At 38.2% G+C, this 20,031-nt stretch carries 21 protein-coding genes and 1 pseudogene; 7 read left to right on the top strand and 15 right to left on the bottom strand.

Features of this window, described 5'->3' with window-relative positions; translation table 11 throughout:
* Positions 1–104: 104 nt before the first annotated feature.
* The 7 genes from I6F53_RS13235 to I6F53_RS13210 all read right to left on the bottom strand — a co-directional run bounded on the left by I6F53_RS13235 (position 105) and on the right by I6F53_RS13210 (position 4,825).
* Entirely contained in the window at positions 105–503 is a 399-nt protein-coding gene (locus I6F53_RS13235) for a hypothetical protein (RefSeq protein WP_197239852.1), read from the bottom strand.
* A gap of 151 nt (positions 504–654) precedes the next feature.
* Positions 655–939 carry a hypothetical protein gene (locus I6F53_RS13230; RefSeq protein WP_197239851.1) on the bottom strand — a complete coding sequence of 95 codons (285 nt, stop codon included), beginning with the start codon at positions 937–939 and terminating at the stop codon, positions 655–657.
* Positions 940–1,257: a hypothetical protein gene (locus tag I6F53_RS13225; protein ID WP_197239850.1), complete on the bottom strand. Its 318-nt coding sequence runs from the start codon at positions 1,255–1,257 to the stop codon at positions 940–942.
* A 369-nt stretch (positions 1,258–1,626) separates the two neighbouring features.
* A complete protein-coding gene (locus tag I6F53_RS13220) occupies positions 1,627–1,920 on the bottom strand; it encodes a HigA family addiction module antitoxin (RefSeq protein ID WP_197239849.1) in 294 nt (97 codons plus the stop codon).
* Positions 1,920–2,198, bottom strand: coding sequence for a type II toxin-antitoxin system RelE/ParE family toxin (locus tag I6F53_RS13215; protein WP_197178988.1), 279 nt, complete (start codon positions 2,196–2,198; stop codon positions 1,920–1,922). Before I6F53_RS13215 ends, I6F53_RS13220 begins: the two co-directional genes overlap by 1 nt.
* A 212-nt stretch (positions 2,199–2,410) precedes the next feature.
* Entirely contained in the window at positions 2,411–2,578 is a 168-nt protein-coding gene (locus I6F53_RS20810) for a GNAT family N-acetyltransferase (RefSeq protein WP_331460787.1), read from the bottom strand.
* Between the two features lie 837 nt (positions 2,579–3,415).
* On the bottom strand, positions 3,416–4,825 hold the full coding sequence (locus tag I6F53_RS13210) for an aminotransferase-like domain-containing protein (RefSeq protein WP_197178990.1): 1,410 nt from the start codon (positions 4,823–4,825) through the stop codon (positions 3,416–3,418).
* A gap of 135 nt (positions 4,826–4,960) precedes the next feature.
* Between I6F53_RS13210 and I6F53_RS13205 the strand changes: the two genes are divergently transcribed.
* The 3 genes from I6F53_RS13205 to I6F53_RS20850 all read left to right on the top strand — a co-directional run bounded on the left by I6F53_RS13205 (position 4,961) and on the right by I6F53_RS20850 (position 7,579).
* Positions 4,961–6,361, top strand: coding sequence for a cytochrome ubiquinol oxidase subunit I (locus tag I6F53_RS13205; RefSeq protein WP_197178992.1), 1,401 nt, complete (start codon positions 4,961–4,963; stop codon positions 6,359–6,361).
* An 11-nt stretch (positions 6,362–6,372) separates the two neighbouring features.
* Positions 6,373–7,380, top strand: coding sequence for a cytochrome d ubiquinol oxidase subunit II (cydB, locus tag I6F53_RS13200; protein ID WP_197239848.1), 1,008 nt, complete (start codon positions 6,373–6,375; stop codon positions 7,378–7,380).
* A gap of 73 nt (positions 7,381–7,453) precedes the next feature.
* Positions 7,454–7,579 (top strand): DUF2474 family protein, encoded by a 126-nt coding sequence (locus I6F53_RS20850; RefSeq protein WP_197239846.1) that lies wholly within the window; start codon positions 7,454–7,456, stop codon positions 7,577–7,579.
* Between the two features lie 276 nt (positions 7,580–7,855).
* Here the strand turns inward: I6F53_RS20850 and I6F53_RS13190 are convergent, their stop codons facing one another.
* From I6F53_RS13190 to I6F53_RS13180, 3 genes are all read right to left on the bottom strand, one after another.
* Positions 7,856–8,155, bottom strand: a complete 300-nt coding sequence (locus tag I6F53_RS13190) for a phage integrase N-terminal SAM-like domain-containing protein (protein ID WP_231616597.1) — start codon at positions 8,153–8,155, stop codon at positions 7,856–7,858.
* Positions 8,156–8,739: 584 nt separating this feature from the next.
* Positions 8,740–8,991 (bottom strand): Rho-binding antiterminator, encoded by a 252-nt coding sequence (locus I6F53_RS13185; RefSeq protein ID WP_197239844.1) that lies wholly within the window; start codon positions 8,989–8,991, stop codon positions 8,740–8,742.
* A 17-nt stretch (positions 8,992–9,008) separates the two neighbouring features.
* Positions 9,009–9,848 (bottom strand): DUF417 family protein, encoded by an 840-nt coding sequence (locus tag I6F53_RS13180; RefSeq protein WP_197239843.1) that lies wholly within the window; start codon positions 9,846–9,848, stop codon positions 9,009–9,011.
* Between the two features lie 294 nt (positions 9,849–10,142).
* Between I6F53_RS13180 and I6F53_RS13175 the strand changes: the two genes are divergently transcribed.
* Both I6F53_RS13175 and I6F53_RS13170 read left to right on the top strand, forming a co-directional pair.
* Positions 10,143–11,609 (top strand): DASS family sodium-coupled anion symporter, encoded by a 1,467-nt coding sequence (locus tag I6F53_RS13175; RefSeq protein WP_197239841.1) that lies wholly within the window; start codon positions 10,143–10,145, stop codon positions 11,607–11,609.
* Between the two features lie 348 nt (positions 11,610–11,957).
* Positions 11,958–12,302: a GNAT family N-acetyltransferase gene (locus tag I6F53_RS13170; RefSeq protein ID WP_197239840.1), complete on the top strand. Its 345-nt coding sequence runs from the start codon at positions 11,958–11,960 to the stop codon at positions 12,300–12,302.
* Between the two features lie 2 nt (positions 12,303–12,304).
* On the opposite strand, the gene I6F53_RS13165 is transcribed toward I6F53_RS13170, so the two are convergent.
* The 4 genes from I6F53_RS13165 to I6F53_RS20635 form a co-directional block, all read right to left on the bottom strand.
* Positions 12,305–12,940 carry a trimeric intracellular cation channel family protein gene (locus I6F53_RS13165; protein ID WP_004334621.1) on the bottom strand — a complete coding sequence of 212 codons (636 nt, stop codon included), beginning with the start codon at positions 12,938–12,940 and terminating at the stop codon, positions 12,305–12,307.
* Between the two features lie 465 nt (positions 12,941–13,405).
* Positions 13,406–13,870, bottom strand: coding sequence for a hypothetical protein (locus I6F53_RS13160; protein WP_197239838.1), 465 nt, complete (start codon positions 13,868–13,870; stop codon positions 13,406–13,408).
* A gap of 74 nt (positions 13,871–13,944) precedes the next feature.
* Positions 13,945–14,481 (bottom strand): RDD family protein, encoded by a 537-nt coding sequence (locus tag I6F53_RS13155; RefSeq protein WP_197239837.1) that lies wholly within the window; start codon positions 14,479–14,481, stop codon positions 13,945–13,947.
* Positions 14,482–14,621: 140 nt separating this feature from the next.
* Entirely contained in the window at positions 14,622–14,807 is a 186-nt protein-coding gene (locus I6F53_RS20635) for a hypothetical protein (protein ID WP_231616596.1), read from the bottom strand.
* A gap of 336 nt (positions 14,808–15,143) precedes the next feature.
* Here I6F53_RS20635 and I6F53_RS20630 point away from each other — a divergent pair.
* Positions 15,144–15,344 (top strand): annotated as a pseudogene (locus I6F53_RS20630) (allantoinase); the annotation flags it as partial.
* Positions 15,345–15,414: 70 nt separating this feature from the next.
* Here the strand turns inward: I6F53_RS20630 and I6F53_RS13145 are convergent.
* Positions 15,415–17,916 carry a S8 family serine peptidase gene (locus I6F53_RS13145; RefSeq protein WP_197239835.1) on the bottom strand — a complete coding sequence of 834 codons (2,502 nt, stop codon included), beginning with the start codon at positions 17,914–17,916 and terminating at the stop codon, positions 15,415–15,417.
* A gap of 585 nt (positions 17,917–18,501) precedes the next feature.
* On the opposite strand from I6F53_RS13145, the gene I6F53_RS13140 reads away from it, so the two are divergent.
* Positions 18,502–20,004 carry a curlin gene (locus I6F53_RS13140; RefSeq protein ID WP_197239834.1) on the top strand — a complete coding sequence of 501 codons (1,503 nt, stop codon included), beginning with the start codon at positions 18,502–18,504 and terminating at the stop codon, positions 20,002–20,004.
* Positions 20,005–20,031: the final 27 nt, after the last annotated feature.

Below are 20,031 nucleotides of genomic sequence, written 5' to 3'. Positions count from 1 at the left end.
GCATTGTTTTTCCACGCCCTCTACTTAATTTTAATGATTAAATATTAAGCGCGACAACTAGTCTGACAGAGAGGGCTCTTGTACTAATCCGGTTAATGGTTTTGTTATATAGCGTCACCGTCAAGTCCAAATTTTTTCTTGTTTAAAACTAGCGCTGCCAGCACAGTTACTCCTAGCACTGTACCAACAGGGAACATGAAGAGTAACAATGTTGAATATATTATTAGTACCCAAAAAAGCCACTCAGTTCGATAGTTTAAGCCCACAACGGAAAATGTTAAAAAGCAAAGCGCAACTAAAAATAAGATGACCCCTGTTACTGTAGACAAAGCTGTTGATGACATTTCTTCTTGTGATATTTTAGGTTCATTATTTCCAAACAGCGTTATCTCTTGAAATGAAGAGGACATAATTAAATACGAATCAACAATTCCCCAAAGTGGTGCCCAGAAAAGCAATAATCCCAAAACTGCGACGTATTTCCCTATAGTTTCCTTGTTCATCATCTCTCCTCACGTAGTTACATAACGAGCCTGTAGATTAACTCGTTTTTTATTTGTTTTTATTGATAAATAAACCATAGCTGAGCTCCTATTTTGGTTCAATCGGTTACTCAATTATGCATAAATTTTAAAAAACGGCTCAGGTAATAATTCAAAAGCTTGTCATCTCAATTCGATATATCGGCATTATTTTTGTTTGATTTATACCAATAAGGATTTTCTCCAAATAAGTAAAAGTAAGCATTATTGCTAACTGTAGGCAAACAAAAATAACAATGGAGAACGGTGAACTTGATAGCATGCTTTGTGTTGTTTTTTCTGAAGTGTCAGCCAAATAAAAATCAACATAGGTCAAAAGTAAAAATAAGCCCGAAACATAAAGTACAACTTTAACTTTTGCACTGCGTAGCTTTGAAACCACTTCATCATTAGTCATTTAAAACGCCTTTAACTGTATTATTTTTTTAAGACGTTTTTTAATGACCTTTTGCTCGCAATAAAGCCCGATAAAACCACCAACAGCAATTGAAGCCACAACCAAAAACCAATATAAAAAGCTGTTAGATGCCTGAATACCCGAAATATAAAGGTATAAGTTAAACGGGATAATAAAAAATAAGCTACCTAGTACTTTAATGAATTCCCTAAAAAGCTCTGTATCAGACTTTGCTTTGTCGATATGAGAGTTAATAGTTTCATTTGATATCTCGTTTAGCTTTGGGTATGTTTTTTGTAACCAATTTAAATAATTCAATTATGCATCCTTGTATTTTTATATCTAGTACTGCCTTAATTAGGCAAAATATATTTGTTAAAATAAGCGACGTTACAGAAAAAATCTAACAGTTAGGGTGGGTATCCCCTAACTGCCTGACGGCTAAGAATATGATATCAAATAGTTTATGAACCACTTTACCTTGTTGGCGAGGAACATCGATTGATTCGAAATATTTGAATAGTTGTATATCAAACATGAGAATGCTCCTTGATAAAAGGGGTATAAGATCATACTTTTAGGTCAAGGTAAAGTCCGTGATCTTGCCCTGTGCCAAGAGATAGTGTTTTATGGGAAGCGCCAAAAGTTATAAATTAACTATTGACGCCATAGTCTCTTATTATATTTTTATGCTACAGCAAAGTTTACTGAGTGGACATTTGTTAAATTGACTTGTTGTTTAGCGTGCCAAAGATCATAATTATCTTGCATAGACAACCAACTCTCAGGTGTTCTACCTATTGCTTTAGACAAACGAAGTGCCATTTCAGGAGATATAGCACTTTGACCTTTAAGAACTCGATTTAAAGTTGAAGATGCGACATCTAATTGTTTAGCTAAGTAACGACAACTAAAGCCAGCTGGCTCAAGGTAAACGTCATAAATAAATTCGCCTGGGTGTGGTGGGTTATACATAGTCATTAGTGATAGTCCTCATAATTGAGAATATAAGCATTACCATCGATAAATTCGAAAGTAATGCGCCAATTACCATTTACAGTAATAGACCAAACCCTGTCACGATCCCCTTTTAGAGGATGCAATTTGAAACCGGGTAAATTGATATCATCAATTGCTTGCGCAGTATCTATTGCTGTGAGTTGCATACGTAATTTACGTTCATGCTTGGCCTGAATTCCAGCAACACTTCCTGTTTGGAAGTATTTTTTGAGGCCTTTATGTTTGAAAGATTTAATCATGAAATGAGTATAGCGTGATGCGCATCACTCGTCGATAAAAATATAACGCCCTGTTATATGCCCAGTTGCTTCTGTAAAAAGTAACTAGTGTGACCTTTAGGCATATCAGGTAATTCGCCAAAAACTGAGTAACCAGCTTTGATGTAAAAATCTAGAGCTTGGAAAGTAGTTGTTTCAAGACGAATATTAGTGGTGTTTTGGGATAAAGCATATTATTCCATACAAGAGAGTAACTTAGTTCCCCAGCCACCTTTACGGATATTTTCATCAATCCAAAGACCTTGAATATGCATCCAATTCCAATTTATTTCACCTAAGACTCCACCGACAATTATACCTGAATCATTTTTAACGAATGATGAAACCTTCTCTCTAAACACTGAGCCTGTGTATGATTCATTATATTCTGTTAAACCAGCTTTTAATGATTAAAATTTATGATCTTGAGGTGGAAGCGGGTTAGTTAATTCCATGATTATGCTACGAACTCCATTTGAGCATATAAAGAGCCTGTAGATTAACTCGTTTTTTATTTGTTTTTATTGATAAATAAACAATAGCTGCGTTCCTATTTTGGTTCAATCTATTACTATGCTTTTACGCAGCATATAAAGAAGTGTTTGGTGTTGTTTTAATTGGCGTTTTGGAAGGTATTACGGGTGGTTGAGTAGCTTTAATTTAGGTTAAAAGGGCTTACCCTTCTTAAAGTATCGTGTTTTTCAGCTTTTCTATATTATGAACAAGGCAGTACAGTTGCCGCAGCGTAAGGTAAAGGCAAACACTTTCGTTTGTCCTCGCTAGGTCAATTTATTCACCCCTCTATTCACGCCTTTCTTCACAATAATATTCCGCTTTTTATTAAAGGTAAGCAGGCTAAATAAAGCCGAGTTGTTTACCATTTTTTAATAATAGTTACTGTCGCCTATCGAGCTACCTATTTTGATTTCATCTTGTCAATGTAGCTTAGACCTTTACGTGATTCATTTTTATGAACCAAACCTAACCAGCTGATATTATTGCAATTTACTTAAAAACCAGAATAGGCTTCATCTTAATTTTGTTTCTGTATTTCTCATTAAATAACCATTTCATTTATTTTTTAAGTGTTTTTTGACCTTTGCTTGTTTTGGTTTATAAAAAACCATGATGCACATGATCACAAATATTCTGTGACCACATTGGTTGCCAAGTAAGCGGGTTTAACGTTGTAAAAAAACTTATCCAAGCAGTACGCTAAATAGCTTTTTGATAGCGGCTTGCCTCTGTTCGGTTAACGGATGGATATAGCTTAAACGTAAAAAGTTTTTATATTGACCCGATGCCGAGAAAAGTGAACCAGGGGTCATGATCACACCTTGCTCTAATACTTTGTTATAACTGTGTTGTGTGTTGATGGATTCCTCTAATTCTACCCACATAGAAATCCCCCCCTGGGCGTGGGTATAGCGAATTTTGTCACTCCAATGGGTATCTAATAAAATCATCAACTCCCTTTGTTGTTGCTTTAGCTTATTGACCTGTTGAGAAAGGTAGCGACGGTAATGGCCTTCTTCTAAAAATGTCGCAAGCCCTTGTTGAGTGGATTCGCTAGAGGATAACTGGGTAACCAGTTTCAATTGAGTAATCTTGTCGTGCCATTTACCTCCAAACACCCAACCAATCCTTAAATCTCGTGATAAACTTTTCGAAAAAGAGCTGCACAGAATAACTTGACCATTAGTATCGAATTTCTTCAATGGTTCAGCGGTAAAAGGCGGAAAAGCCAAATCCCCATAAATATCGTCCTCTATGATACAAAAATCTTTCTCGACCGCTAAGTTGATTAATGCTTGGCGTGCCTTTTCAGGCATGAATGCCCCTGTGGGGGTGGCGTAGTTTGGGGACACAATACAGGCTTTAATTGGCCACTCTATTATTTTTTCGGCCAAATCTTCAACGCTTAAACCTTCTACGGGGTCAGCAGCAACTTCGATAATTTTCAGTTTGAGTTGCTCCATTATTTGCAGTACGCCATAAAATGCAGGCGATTCTACAGCCACAGTATCACCAGGTGAGCATGTTGCCATGAGGGAAATGAATAAGGCGTGTTGGCAACCACCGGTAATGCAAACCTGTGATAGGTCTTGGTTCAAACTACGGTGGCGATAGTGATTTACAATGGCATCTTTTAAGCGTATGTCGCCGCTAGAGTCGTTGTAGTACAGAGCTTTTTGAGAGGGCTTGGAGCGCAGTGCTTTGCTTAAGTGTCGGTTCAACGTGATGAGGTGGTTCGCATCATTAGTCGTGCCAATCGTTGGTAAAATATCGAAGGCGGCACTGCGTGTCATGATGTCTTTTAAGATGGCTGGAACGGTTACCTTTCTGGGAGCTGCTGGTGGGTCAATGCGCTTTGGTGATAGGCGCTCACCTAGTGTCGCTGCTTTGACAAAGTAACCTGATTTTGGTTTAGAAAAGATCAATCCCTCTGCTTCGAGTCGATGCAAGGCATGTAGCACGGTGGCCTTGGAAAAGCCCAAGCTCTGACACATTTCTCGGATAGAAGGAAGCTTTCCACTTGGCAAAAAATGATTGGCTTTAATGTCTTTACGTAATAAGTGTTCCAGCTCTAGGTATTTAAATTGACTCATGGCTGTGCCCTTAATAATAAATCTGTGCCTATTATAAATTAATTTATTGTGCCTGTTCTGTATTTTTTTAAGCCTTACACTTAACAACGTAATTATTTTTAGCTTTCTGACAGTGTAAAGGGTAGACAGAGCACAATGATTGATTTAAATGCTATTGATTTGGCGCGAATACAATTCGCTTTCACAATTTCGTTCCATATTATTTTTCCTGCTATTACCATTGGTCTTGCCAGTTATTTGGCAGTATTAGAAGGTTTATGGCTGTATACAAGAAAGCCGATTTACATGACCTTATGCCGGTTTTGGATGAAAATATTTGCTGTTAACTTCGCTATGGGCGTTGTTTCTGGCATTGTGATGGCGTATCAATTTGGCACCAACTGGAGCCAGTTTTCTAACTTTGCTGGGTCCATTACTGGCCCATTACTGAGTTATGAAGTTATGACGGCTTTCTTCCTTGAAGCTGGATTTTTGGGTGTTATGTTGTTTGGCTGGAAAAAAGTCGGCGAAAAGCTACATTTTACCTCTACTATTTTGGTCGCTATTGGGACCTTAATCTCGATGACTTGGATTTTGGCGTCTAACAGTTGGATGCAAACCCCTCAAGGTTACGACATTGTTAACGGCCGCGTTGTACCAGTCGATTGGTTTGAGATCATTTTTAATCCTTCTTTTCCTTATCGTTTAGTTCACATGGGCTTGGCTGCTTTCCTAGCAACCGCTTTGTTGGTCGGTGCTTCTGGCGCGTTTCATTTGCTGAAAAGATCTCATACACAGGTAGCGAAAAAAATGTTGTCCATGGCAATGTGGATGCTGCTTATTTCGGCGCCTTTGCAAGTTATGGTTGGTGATCAACATGGTTTAAACACTTTAGAGCATCAGCCAATTAAAGTGGCTGCAATGGAAGGGCATTGGCATCAAGCTGAAAAAGGTGAAGGCGTTCCGCTGGTCTTGTTTGGTTGGCCGAATATGGAAAAGGAAAGAAATGATTTTGCGATTGAGATTCCAAATGTTGCTAGTTTGATTTTGACTCATTCTTTGGATGGGGATATTCCACCGCTTACTTCTGTCCCACCAGAAGATCGTCCTTATGTTCCTGTGGTCTTCTTTAGTTTTCGCATCATGGTGGCGCTTGGTATCTTGATGATTGTGCTGGCCGTTACCGCATTGATTCTGCGTAAAAAGGGCAAAATATACGAGAGAAAATGGTTTCTGCGCTTCTGTGTGGCGATGGGACCATCCGGCCTAATTGCCATGCTTACAGGCTGGGTTGTTACAGAAACAGGTCGTCAGCCTTGGGTAGTTTATGGTTTGCAACGCACTGTGGATGCAGGCTCGCCCAATAGCATTACTGCTATGAGTATATCATTGCTAATTTTTGTGTTGGTGTATGTCTGTGTATTTGGTGTAGGCGTGCGCTACATGTTAGCGCTAATTAGCAAAGGTCCAGCTGACGATTATTCACTTGAAGACGATGAGCATTTAAATAAACGCCCAGCCCGTCCGCTATCTGCCGCTGATGGCGTAGAAATTTAGGAGACAGTATCATGCATTTTGATTTACCGACTATTTGGGCCTTTGTTATTGGCTTTGGTTTGATGATGTACGTGTTCTTAGATGGCTTTGATTTAGGGATTGGCTTGCTGTTTCCTTTTATTAAAGACAAACATGAACGAGATATTATGGTTAACTCGGTTGCCCCCGTTTGGGATGGCAACGAAACTTGGCTTGTATTGGGTGGCGCTGGCTTATTGGCCGCGTTTCCTGTGGCGTATTCGGTCATTTTGTCAGCCTTATATGGGCCAATTCTGCTGATGCTATTTGGTTTGATTTTACGTGGTGTCGCTTTTGAGTTTCGCTTTAAAGCCACGGAGTCTCATCGCCCAATGTGGGACAAGCTATTCTTTGTTGGCTCCTTAATGGCCACCTTTGCTCAGGGTGTGGCAATGGGGGCTGTAATCCTTGGGTTTCAGGTGAAAAATTTCGAGTTCGCAGGCGGTGGATTAGATTGGCTGAGTCCATTTAGCCTGTTCACCGGTTTTAGTTTGTTGTTTGCTTATGGGTTGCTCGGTGTCACTTGGTTGGTCATTAAAACAGAGCGCGGTTTACAGAAAAAAATGCGCTCATTTATTAAGCCATTAACTCTATTGCTCTCGGCTTGTATGTTTATCATCAGCATTTACACACCAATGGTTAATGAAAGCGTGCGTGATTTATGGTTTAACTTGTCAAATATTATCTATCTGGCGCCTTTGCCTATTTTTACTGCAACTTTTGCGTTGTTGCTCATGGGAGCGGCGCATTCTAAAGACGAATATCGTGCTTTCATATGTACGTTATGCATGTTGTTTCTGGGTTATTTAGGGTTGTGCGTCAGCCTTTGGCCCAATATTATTCCACCGAGTATTACTATTTATCAGGCTGCAGCACCAACCTCTAGCCTTAAATTTACCTTAGTTGGCGTCGTGTTTATTGTGCCTGTCATCTTGATTTATACATTCTGGTCTTATCGAGTGTTCCGTGGAAAAGTCGTAGATACTGACGGTTATCATTAGAAAGCAGAGAGCAAATGGACTGGTGTTTACAGTGAGTCAGTCTTTTCTATGAGTAAGTTTGGAGAAAAGTACGATGAAAAAAACTCTTCATCAATTTAAATGGTTATTGATTTTTTGGATGCTTGGCGTTGGTTCGCTTTTAGTAGTCGCGACGATTATACGTTTTGGTATGACCTTGGCTGGAATGGAATCAAAGTAAAGGCCTCTTTTAAATAAATAGATGTAGAAGGGAGCACTAACACGCTCCCTTTTAATGCATGACTTTGGCTAAGTACGCAGACTGATTGAGTAGTTCAGATAAAATAGTCATTCCTCTTGGCAATGTTGTCTGAAGATGGGTCAACAAAGCAAATTCTTAATGCTTATAGTGGATTGTTATCTGCCGAAAATGCTGGGCTAGCAACAGCATTGACGCCTTGTGAACGAAGCTTTGTGACCAAATATGATAGATTCCAACCTAGGTATTTTGACCGTTTTATCCAAAAATGAAAGGCGTTGGCTGCCGTGTATTTATGTCTAAGTTCAGTGGGCGCTGTAAAATATTCTTAAACAAGAACCAAATGCTGTTTATTTGTATTCTTTGACTCGCTCTGAAGAGTTTGCGAATGGCGGGATCTTTAAAAAAGATATTCAGCTCATCATCTGTGATTAAATCGAGTGGTTTATTAAAATAATGGCTGAGTTTAAGCAAATGCTCGCAGTAACTTTTACAGGTACTTTGTGAATAGCCTCGGTAGGCTATTTCAGTTTTAACTTGTTCAATGAGTGTATTCATGACTTACCTCCAACTGAAGGGATAACCTCAAGGCAAGTGTGGCTCAAATGGTCAGAATAGGATCTCCGCTTCAACAGCTTTATCAGAGGACACTTTGGGGGTTATAACCCCCCAAAACAGCGTGTATTACTTTGTTCAATAATTCCACTAAATAACTTTGATGTAAACAAGTGATAAGGCATGTTATAAAAAGCCCTTTGTTATTTTGCACCTAAACGGCGTTTAATAATGTTATTGGACAAAATTAAATTAGCTGTTTATATAAACAGTTACTTCTGTAAGTTAGCTTTATTTATGTAGCTACCTTTACGGCCATAATTAACAAACTGACGGATACTAAGCGCTAGTTAAGGCTTATTGAGGCTTACTTATACTGGTTTAGCATTTTTATACGCTTAATAGTTGCCGTTTCGTCTTGTTCTATGGAAAAACTCGAGTAAAAGATAGTGGAAAGTAGTAGGAAGTTTTGGCTTTATGTATTTATCGTGTAATTAGCTAAAACATTGGTTAGATAAGCGAGCCTTAACATATTAATGATACAGGCTCGCTGAGATGTTTATAATAAAAACGAATGAATGAGGTATCTACTTTACATCAAAGTTCACGTGGTCAAAGTATGGGTTTTTCTCACGCGCTTTAAGTACACTGATTGTAGTGAGCACAATGAGATGCAGCTCGCTATTTACGTTAATAACTATGCATTCGTCTCTATTAGCATTGCGTTTTGTATCAGTTGCTACCCCACATACACCATCGCCATTTTTTAATATAAGCTCAATGCTTAAATCGTGCATACAGGCAATTTCGATGTAGTCGTATTGGTTGCAACTGATCATAACGTCCTCTTTATATGTTATTTAGTCGGTTTAAAAATCATTAAAAAAGCAATAACAACAAGGTTGGCTATATACCAAAGATCTTTAATTACAAATTGCCCTAAACGCTCCAATAAAGTGGAAGAACTAAATGCGCCGGTTGCGGTAATTAAAAATGTTTGGGTCATCATAAATACGCTTAAACACGCTAAGCCACTTACAATAATTAGCTTTTTATTATTTAAAAATAGCCCTAAGCCCAATAACACAGCAAATAATACATCAAACCCGCCAATCACGTTAGATGCGCCTTGCACGCTAAATACCGTGTATAACCACGACATAAACGGTGAGGTTTCTACTAAACTTACAATTCCTTTTGCTTCAAATTCATAAAACTTCATGCCGCCAATCCACAGTAAAACCATAGCAACCGGTATAAAGTTTAAAAGTACGTGTTGTTTGTCGGTAAGTTTGTTTTTATAAAACAAAAATAAATATAAAGGCACTACAGCAAAGTATTTAATTATGCCCTGCCCGCTACCAATGATTGGAAAGCCGCCTAGTTGCGCCATCCAACGGTTACTGGCAAACAAGGTAAGTAATGCTACTAAACTTATAATTGCTGCAAATAAAAGTGCTGGCGTAGGTTTCATTAGCTTAAGGTGAGCGAGCACGGAGGCAAACGCTAAAGCAACCATAAATGAGCCACTAATCAAACCTAATGCAGATACAGACATTAGCGAATCAACGCCATAAAAACTAAACGTAGCCGTTAACGTATTAGGGTTTGCTCCTAACGCAAACGACAAGCCAAGTAGTAAAAAGCTACTCGCTAATAAAAAAGTAATCACGTTGTTGGTTAGTTTTAAGTTCATTGTATTTCCAAGTATTCATTAAGACTTACAAAGACCTTGCTAGTTGATAAAACAATTCAAACTGACTCTTAAAAATAAGAGTTGATTAAGCACAACGTAAGCTCTTATCGGGTAATTTAATCATTCACTTTAGTTTATGGTTTGTTACCTCTTTATAAATAAAATTAAATAAGTCTAATATTCATAGTTATTCATATGATGTGTGTCATTTTTTTTATTATTAAATGAAGTAGAATAACGTTGCCTTTTCAATACACAGAATGCATGCATTTCTAAAACTTAGGGACATTTTTAATGAAGGGTACTGATATTCGAGTTACCTCTGGACTGATTTCTATAGCCATTGTTTTATTACTTTGGTTTGCTGTACCGCCTCCACAAGGTGTTACCGAAAACGCATGGCATTTGCTCGCTTTATTTGTTGGTACTGTAGTTGCCATTATTGGTAAAGCTATGCCGATTGGCGCCATTGCTATTTTAGCTATTACCTCTGTTGCGTTAACGGGCGTAACTAATGACAGTCCTTCTGGCGCTATTAAAGATGCATTAAGTGGCTTTTCTAACTCATTAATTTGGTTAATTGGTATTGCGATTATTATTTCTCGGGGTTTAGCTAAAACCGGTTTGGGAAATCGTATCGGCTATAATTTTATTTCTCTTTTTGGTAAAAAAACAATTGGTATTGGCTATGCACTCGCACTTTCTGAACTTGTTATAGCGCCTGTAACGCCAAGTAATACCGCGCGAGGCGGCGCTATTATTCACCCAATTATGAAGTCGATAGCAACAAGCTTTGGCTCATCCCCTGAGGAAGGCACCTCTCGTAAAATTGGGCACTACCTTGCTTTAGTGAGCTACCATATAAACCCTATTACATCCGCTATGTTTATTACAGCGACTGCGCCAAACCCTCTAATTGTAAAGCTTATTGCTGATGCTACCGGTGCAAATATTAGTATTACTTGGGGTACGTGGGCGCTCGCAGCGCTTGTTCCTGGTTTGCTATGTATTGCCCTTGTGCCTTTGGTTGTTTATGCCATTTACCCACCTGACGTTAAAAGTACTCCCGACGCTAAAAACTATGCAGAATCTAAATTAACTGAAATGGGCCCAATGAGTTATAGCGAAAAAATAATGGTGGGAGTTTTTGCCATGCTGCTTATTTTATGGGCCGGCGTACCTGCAATGATTTTAGGGGCTGACTACGCAGTTAACACAACCGCAGTGGCTTTTTTAGGTTTATCGGTTTTATTAGTGACTGGTGTATTAAGCTGGGACGATGTACTTAAAGAAAAGTCTGCGTGGGATACCGTTGTTTGGTTTTCAGCATTAGTAATGATGGCCACTTTTTTAAATAAACTAGGTTTGGTAACGTGGTTTTCAACACTTGTTGAGAGCAACATTGCACAACTGGGTTTTGACTGGATTGTATCGGCCATTATATTGGTAGCTGTGTATTTTTACGCTCATTACTTTTTTGCCAGTACCACAGCACATATTACTGCTATGTTTGCCGCATTTTACGCCGCAGGCTTGGCGCTTGGCGCACCGCCTTTATTTTTAGGTTTACTGTTAGCAGGCGCTTCATCACTCATGATGTCGTTAACGCATTACGCCACAGGCACATCCCCCATAGTGTTTGGCTCAGGCTATGTATCGTTAAAAGACTGGTGGGTAATGGGCCTTATAATGAGCGTTATTAATTTAAGTGTATGGGGAATTATTGGCGGGCTTTGGTGGAAAGCACTTGGGTATTGGTAGTATTGCCTTTGTTAGTTTGGCTTGCACATTTAATACTGCGCACTTATTTTGGTTCGTTCTACAAATATAAACATTAAGGCTGTTGCAAGGGAGCATTATGGTTTTTAAATTCATAAAGGCAGCATATTCAGACCGAGACTACTTATTAAACCTCAGAAAACTGACTATGATTGAACACTTAAAATGCCGGGTTATTTTTAATACCAATTCGCTTAATTAAGTGATCTATTTTGAGGCTGGAAAAACGTGTTGATAGCTAGGCAAAAAATTCGCTATTTAGTTGTTCTAAATGAGCATCTTTTAACGCAGGTAGCGACACGTTTAGCCCCGCACAATGCTTAAGTATTATTGCGGATTGGTATAACTGAGCAACAGCATGTTTTAAGGCTTGATGACCAATATGACTGCTCCCATCTTATAGTTATAAATGAGGTACCAATTGGTACTTTAAAATACCAAACGTACGCTCAATACGTTGAAATAATGCAATTACAAATACATCCACTGCATCAAAATAAAGGGTATGGGAAAGCGGTTATTGAACAAGTTATTACAAGTGCGCAGTCAAAACCGATTAAACTCACAGTACTTAAAAACAACCCAGCATTAGAACTTTATAAGCGGCTGGGTTTTACTATAACGGATGAGAATAATTACGAGTACCACATGCAAACGCGGGCTACTCGTAGCTAAAATTAGTCGCTTTGATCTCTGAAGTCTTTTTTTCTGAAAATAGTTAAATGCCAACCCCAATGCAAAGAGCCTAATCTTAAAAAAATAGTCGTGAAAAATGACCCTAAAATACACCAAATGTAATCTACATTAAGGCTAAATAAAGCGGCATAAACTGCACCACCCGCTAAACACGCAGAGGCGTAAGGTTCGCTGCGCATAACAGTTGGCACCTCACGGCAAATTACGTCACGTATTAAACCACCAAATATACCTGTAGTGATACCCATGGTAATTGCGACCACCATGCCAGAGCCATTAATGAGTGCTTTTTCTATCCCCATAATATTAAATAGCGCCATACCAACAGCGTCTACCAATAAAAAGTAGTAGTTATTAACGCGCGGTAAGTATCGAATAAATGCAATTGTTGCTATAACGGCCCCATAGGTTGAATATAAATACTCTGGGGTAGCAATCCAAAATACCGGTTTGTTTAAAAGTATATCTCTAAGGGTACCGCCCCCTAATGCTGTAACGGTTGCAACCACTACTACGCCAAAGCCACTAATGTTTTTTTCATACCCAAGCAATGCCCCTGCAACAGCAAAAAATGCGACACCGAGTAACCCTAGTACCATAAAGTATTCAGCAGTCATGGTAATTCCTTTTTAAAGTTTATAAGGAGTTGTTTCAACTTACGTGCCAAAAAACATCCCTCAAAAGTTGAATTAACTTTAAAAAATACATTTAAAAACAACGCTGTAATTTACACTGAATGTAGTTTGAGGTTAGGTTTTATGAAAGGTAATATTTGAGAAGGTAATTATTTTAAAAGTAGGTATTTTTTACACGTTGTTTATAAGTAGGCCCATAAATTAAGATAACGCTATTTATCCACTCAAAATAAGCAAGATAGCCTACAAAAATTGACTCAAAGATTAATAAGCTAATACCTATCCAACTTGCAGAATTACATAAAAAATAACGCTGACATCTACCCTAATTTTATTGTTGACATAGGTCGGATAAATGGCGAAGCCATGCCATCCGACAATTAATTTATAAACAAAAATGAGAGTTTATTGTGTTGGTAATTAGAATGGATGACATCCTAATTTTCATTAAGTTCCCTCAAAAAAACGCCCTCTATCGTCTGTCATTTTTACTGGTAAACCGTTACCGACCATAAAGTGATAAAAACGCAAATCATCAATCAAGTCAGGGGCTGATATTTCTATGTCTCGGTAAGTCGCGTCTCTAAACTTAAACCTTAAGGTATGTTCAAACCGTTTCGTTTGACAATAAAGTACTTCTTCTAGCTCAGACACTTTTATATTTATACCAAGTAATTTAAATTCACCATTCGAAATATCAATAGCTTGTGATTGCTTATTATTTGTAGATAGCCATTCAATAACCACTCCTAAAGAAGATAATCCAAATAAATATAAAAACTGATGCAATAAAGGTTTTTCGTTAATTACTTCCATGTAAAATAGCAAAATGACAATAAATAATGCTGATAAAGCCAAGCTATAGACTATTTTAAATCCGGGTAATTTTTTTTGCCTAGGCAAAGCTGCCATAATTAATATCCTGATTAATCTACATAACTCACTTTTGTTCCCGCTAAATGATCATGTAAACAGCGTTTATCTTTTCAAAATATAAATAATGGATTAACAAAACCAGCTATAAACTGACCTACAGAAGGAACGAGTGATAACAATTGCATAGGTAACATGCGTTTAAAGTAAATAGTTGCAAAACTCGCTTTTGTGCCGTCAAGATTTTCTATCCGAATAGACACACAGTATTTACCAATAGTTTGCGCATGGTGATACATAAAGTAGCCATGAAGTACTAACGTAGAAAATACACCGTAGCCTAATAAAAATGCAGATAAAGTAAGGGTTGGTTGGCTTAAACTATGAAAACCTATATACATTATTAAAGGTATGAAAAGTGCTATTGATAATAGGCCATCAATAATGGCTGCAACGAGCCTGTCTGCGCGTGATGCTTTTTCGCCAACTATTTTTGAGTCGGAATTTTGTGTGGGATCTTGCGCTTCTCGAGTTTTAATGAGCTCGTCTATTTCTTTTGCGCGCTCAGGAAAGCGTTCTCGGTCAATTGCTTGTGCGCTGGAGTAAAGCTCATCTAAAGTGTAGGTAGAAAAATCTATTTCAGAGTCCATGAAAACAAAATCCATATAGTATTATTAAAAAGTAATTTAACACAATTAATTTATGATATTCAATTACTTACAACAATAAAATAAAAAAGCTACTAAGTAGTAGCCTTTAATTACTCATTAAATATTTATTTAATTTACTGTTAAAAGTGCCATTTAGCCATCAAGTTTGGGTTGTGCTCTGTTTCACCATCTACACCAAACTTATTTTTCCAAAATACGTATTCAATACCTACATCTAGGCGGCCTGTGTCTAGGCCAAGCATTGGGGCAATGTTATACTTAAGTTGCGAGGTAAAGTTAAAACCGCCTTCACTTTTACCAAACATGGTGTCGGTGCTGTCAGTAATGTCTAAAAAGCCATCGTACCTAAAGTTGCCTTTGTTATAACCCCACGTAACGGTTATTTGGTTGTTATCTTCACGCTCGAATCTATATCGTCTTGAAAACGAAGGTAATAAGCCACGTTAAAGTATTGAAATCCTGGTACATCTAACGATACACCGCCCCTAATAAATAATTATTTTGATCGGTATCGCCCGAGCCATACTCTGTTTGTAGGCCTAAAAATACCTCTTTGACAAAGCTGTTTTGTGGCTTGTAAAGAATAGGGTTTATGTTTAGCTCACCCTACACTTCATTAGGATTGCTTAGTCTATCCATAAAAAGAAGGTGACCCAGAAGGTGAAAACACCCCAAAAATGATGTCGATAGGTTTACATTGCCGCTTAATTGGCAGACCAGGAAGAATAAAAGCATTAGCACGGTTTTTAGAATATGCCCGATCGCATGAGCAGGTTTGGTTTGCCACGCGTGTACAAATGGCCAAGCACTGGCTTAAAACACACCCGTATAACAAAACGTAGTTTATATTTTTTAAAACAAAAAAAGCCCAGCAATGCTGGGCTTAAGGTCACTTTAGGAGTAGTGGTTTATTTAGTTAAATGAAACTGTGATGATGTTAGAACACACATTTTCAGATACACAAAGTTGGTAATCGTACGAAGGTAATGTAGCACCACGTACATAATCACGGTATCTGCCGTTATCTGACGTTGTATCTACTAGCTCACCGTTACGGTATACGCTTAATGACTCAGCGCCTACTTCTTCCCAACTTAAATCTACACGCATAGTATCTAATCGAGATTTATTTGCGCGTTTTAAGCTCAGTTCAAGCTCTACATCACTTATAACAACGCTTTGAGTTGATGTATTTGTATTACCTTCACTATCGGTTACTGTTAACACTACATCGTAGTTCCCTGATGCTGCATATACATGCATAGGGTTTTGATCAGTTGATGTTGCGCCATCACCAAAGTCCCAGCTCCATAGAGTGATATCGTTATTAGCATCAGTACTAGAATCTGTAAAATTAACTGTTAAACCTTGAGTTTCAGCCTCAAAACCAGCGCGTGGTGGTTGTGGGCTAACTTCACCAATAGCGCTTAATGTTAGTGACCAACCATTAATTGTTCCAGTATCAGCTGCGGCAGTATCTTCCACTTGTAGTGTCCAATCGCCAGATGCTACTTCACCGTTAAACGCATCTGAACTGAAGCTTTTAACAATATCATCGTTACCACCACCTACACTACTTTGTAATGTTACTTCAGTACCCTGTGCTGATATTAGTTTTACAACTAAATCACCTGAGTATGTATGAGTAATATCAACATCAGCAGTTGTGCCAAATACAGTTAAATCATCAGAAATATTAATTACTGAACTTGCACCCTCAGGATCATTATCTGGTATTTCTATACTTGCAGCGCTACTGTAAGTAAAGTCATTTAAACCAACTGGTTGAACCATTAACTTAACTGATTGCTGCTTAACAATATCACCCGCTGTAGCGGTTACCATTAGCTCGTAATCGCCCCACTGAGTGTCAGTGTCGGTTTCAACGTTAAGTCTTACTTCATCACCAGGGCGCGCTGTAAGCGATGATAAATAAGCACCACCTAATGTTGTTGATAGTTCAAGCGTTACTTCTTCATCCCACTCGGCAATTGAGCCAATTGTAAATGTATACTGTGCAGCTTCTCCGGCTACAATTTGCTGTGTAAGTGGGCTTGCTGAAATTTTAAAGCCAGGTGTTGGATCTGCATCTAACAATGCTTGATTTGCGTTAAGGCGTGTACCGGCCACAGTTTTACCTTGAAGGGCTGCATTTGCATCACCGCTGCTCATTAATAACGCTTTTAACTCTTGTGTTGTTAAATCAGGGTTCACTGATAATACTAATGCGGCGACACCCGCTACATGCGGCGTTGCCATTGATGTGCCCGAATAAGATGCATAGCTTTCACCCGGAGTAGTAGATAAAATAGCAGTACCTGGAGCGCCCATATCAACACTGGTTAAGCCCCAATGAGAGAACCATGAAATATCATCAGTTTGATTCGTACTAGCAACCGATAACACACTTGCGTTTTCGTAGTTTGATGGGTAGTGAGGGTTTACATCGTTATCAATAGTATCGTTACCAGCCGCTGCTACAAATAGTAGTTCAGCTGCTTCACTCGATTCGATAGCATCAGCCAGTGCTTGGCTATATCCGCCACCGCCCCAGCTATTATTTAATACACGTAAATTAACGCCTGAATTTTTAAGGCCAACCATGTAATCAATACACTTTATGGCATCAGAAGTTGAGCCATCACCTACTGAGTCTAAAAATTTACAACCCACTATTGATACTTCTTGATTTACACCTACTACCCCAACTGAATTATTACCACTTGCACCAATTGTTCCTGATACATGGGTGCCGTGACCTTGATCGTCCATTGGGTCACCAGTATTTGTAATTGCATTAATACCATGAATATCATCAATAAAGCCGTTACCGTCATTATCAATACCATCACCTGCAATTTCAGCGCTGTTCACCCAAATATTACTTGCTAAGTCACTGTGTGTGTAATCAACACCGGTATCAATAACACCCACAACTACATCTCGGCTACCCGTAGAAATAGCCCATGCCTCTACCGCATCAATATCAGCATCAACAGTACCACCAGTCTGACCTTCGTTATTTAAGCCCCATAGCTCGTCAAAGCGAGGGTCGTTTGGGGTACTTGCCATGCTCACTCGATAATCAGGCTCAACATATTCAATAGCTTGGTGAGATTTCAAACGTGCAATAGCATCTTTAGTGCTCATTCCTGACACTTTAAACTTAGCTAAACGCCCCGACAGCAAGGACGTATAGTTATCATCAATTTCATCTTTATTTATATCAGTAATTTTAGCTCTAACTAATGAACGAGCCTGCTTACGCATTTCTTTCGTAGCATTACTTTTATATTTAACAATTATTGAATCACTACTAGCGGTTGCCGATTGCTTTACACCCACATCAGGAACCTTTGCAGCGGCTAAACAAGGAAGTAAGGCGAGCGTAATAATAGATAATTTTGTTTTCATTGTTCTATCCATAGTTTTTGTTGGGTTAGCTTAGATGCTCTAAGCACGTTCTTTCACTATTTCGAGTACAAGGGATCACATGGCATACATTTAGAAAACAACCTAATTGATAATTAAACAAGTTAAAAAATTAAAATGCTTAAAAAACCATCCATTTTGACCAGTTCATGTATAAAAAAAACACTAAACACAGACCTTTTAATGAAATTAACACTCGACAACTTACCTAATACAGGGCCGTTAATTTTTACTGCTTTTTGTATCGAATTAAGAATAAAAACCAAAAACCCTAATAACCAACTGAAAAATAACAATTAAATAATTGGTAAAAAATGATGATTTAAGAAATGACATTAGAGGAATACAGTAATTGGGTACTTAATAATTAACAGTTATTAAACGTAAGTTAAAAATAATGACAAAACGTTTATTAATAATTATTAATTACATTGTAAATTTTACTTTGAGAGCTTTTCAAGCGGATCACAAAACATTATATCGGCACGGCATGCTGAAACAAAAGATACCTTTTTAAAACTTATAACACCTAAGGTATTTTATTTTACTATTTCAAGGAGAAAAATAATGAAGTTAAACAAATCACTTTTAAGCTGCGCAGTAGCAATTGCAATGGGTACTAGCTTTGCCTCTTATGCAGATACATCAAGCAAATCAGCATCAAACTCAGAACTTGCTACTAACGTTTCTGTAGCAAGTATTGAAAACTCGATGACTTTAACACAAACTTTTAATGAAAATACCGCGCTACTAACTCAAGACGGCGACAGCAATACCATGCTTGTTACTACAACAGGTAACTACAATGAAACTGAAGTTTCTCAACTTCAATCAGGAAACTACGGCGAAGTTACCACGATTGGTGATAACAACGCGCAGGTATACGCCCAGGATGGGGTTGCTAATGGTTTTATTACTGAGCTGACTGGCAATAATAATATGTTAATGGTTTCGCAATTTGGCCAAGGCTTTTTTGTAAATAACGAAGCAATTAATACGGTAACTGGCGATGATAATATCATTGATGTTGAACAAGGCACTGGTGGCAACTGGTTCTACAACATGGATATGCAAGGAAACGCAAATGAAATCACCTCACTACAAACAGGTGAATGGCATGAAGCTGAAATCACCATGCTTACGGGCGATGAAAATGTTCTCGATTTAGTTCAAGATGGATATTGGAGTACGTTCAAGGTAAGTAGTCTTCAAGGTAATGAAAATGAACTTGAGGTTGAGCAACTGGGCGATCGCAATACAGCAACATTTAGTTCTATTTCAGGTGATGCTAATGAGCTTTCAGTTGAACAAGATGGTAATACAAACGCAGTAACATTTGCAGCCGTTATTGGCGATGATAACGAAATAGATTTAGATCAAGAAGGATCAATGAATACTATTGAATCTAACTTGTTTGAAGGCTCAAATAACGAAGTTTCTGCTACACAAGTTGGCGCTGAAAACTTAACAACTGCCGATATTATTGGTGATAATAACGAAGTTACTGCAATCCAAATGGGTGACTTAAACGAAACTTATATGGGTGTTATTGGTTCTGATAATGAGTTTATGGCTAATCAAGTTGGCGATTTAAACTCTATTCATTTAGCTAACTTTAATGGCACAGGTAACGATGTTGATTTGGCTCAGTCTGGTGATGAAAATGCAATGCTAGTGCAATCGTCATACCCCGATGTATCGCTTACATCTAACAATAACGATATCGACATTAAGCAAAGTGGCTCGCAAAATGAAGCAATCGTTACGCTCGCTGGCATTTTAGACAGTAACGATAACCAAATTGATATTGCACAAAATGGCATGTTAAATCTTATTGATATGATGGTTGAAGGCAATAACCATAGTATTGATATTTCACAAACAGGCGAAGGTAACTGGGTTACAGGCGTTGAACAATCAGCATTTTTAGTTGGTGGTGAAAACGTATCGTTTAGTGTTACTCAAATTGGTAACGATAACATTGTTGAAGGCTCTGTAATTGGCTTTAACAGCACTGTATCTGTTACCCAAATGGGTGACGGAAACACAGCAACAATTACGCAAATGTAATTATTGAGGTGGGGAGAGCGACCCTCT

This window comes from Pseudoalteromonas sp. SWN29, assembly GCF_015864465.1.
In the GTDB taxonomy this organism is placed as follows: domain Bacteria; phylum Pseudomonadota; class Gammaproteobacteria; order Enterobacterales; family Alteromonadaceae; genus Pseudoalteromonas.
This window is presented reverse-complemented; position numbering and strand designations above follow the sequence as displayed.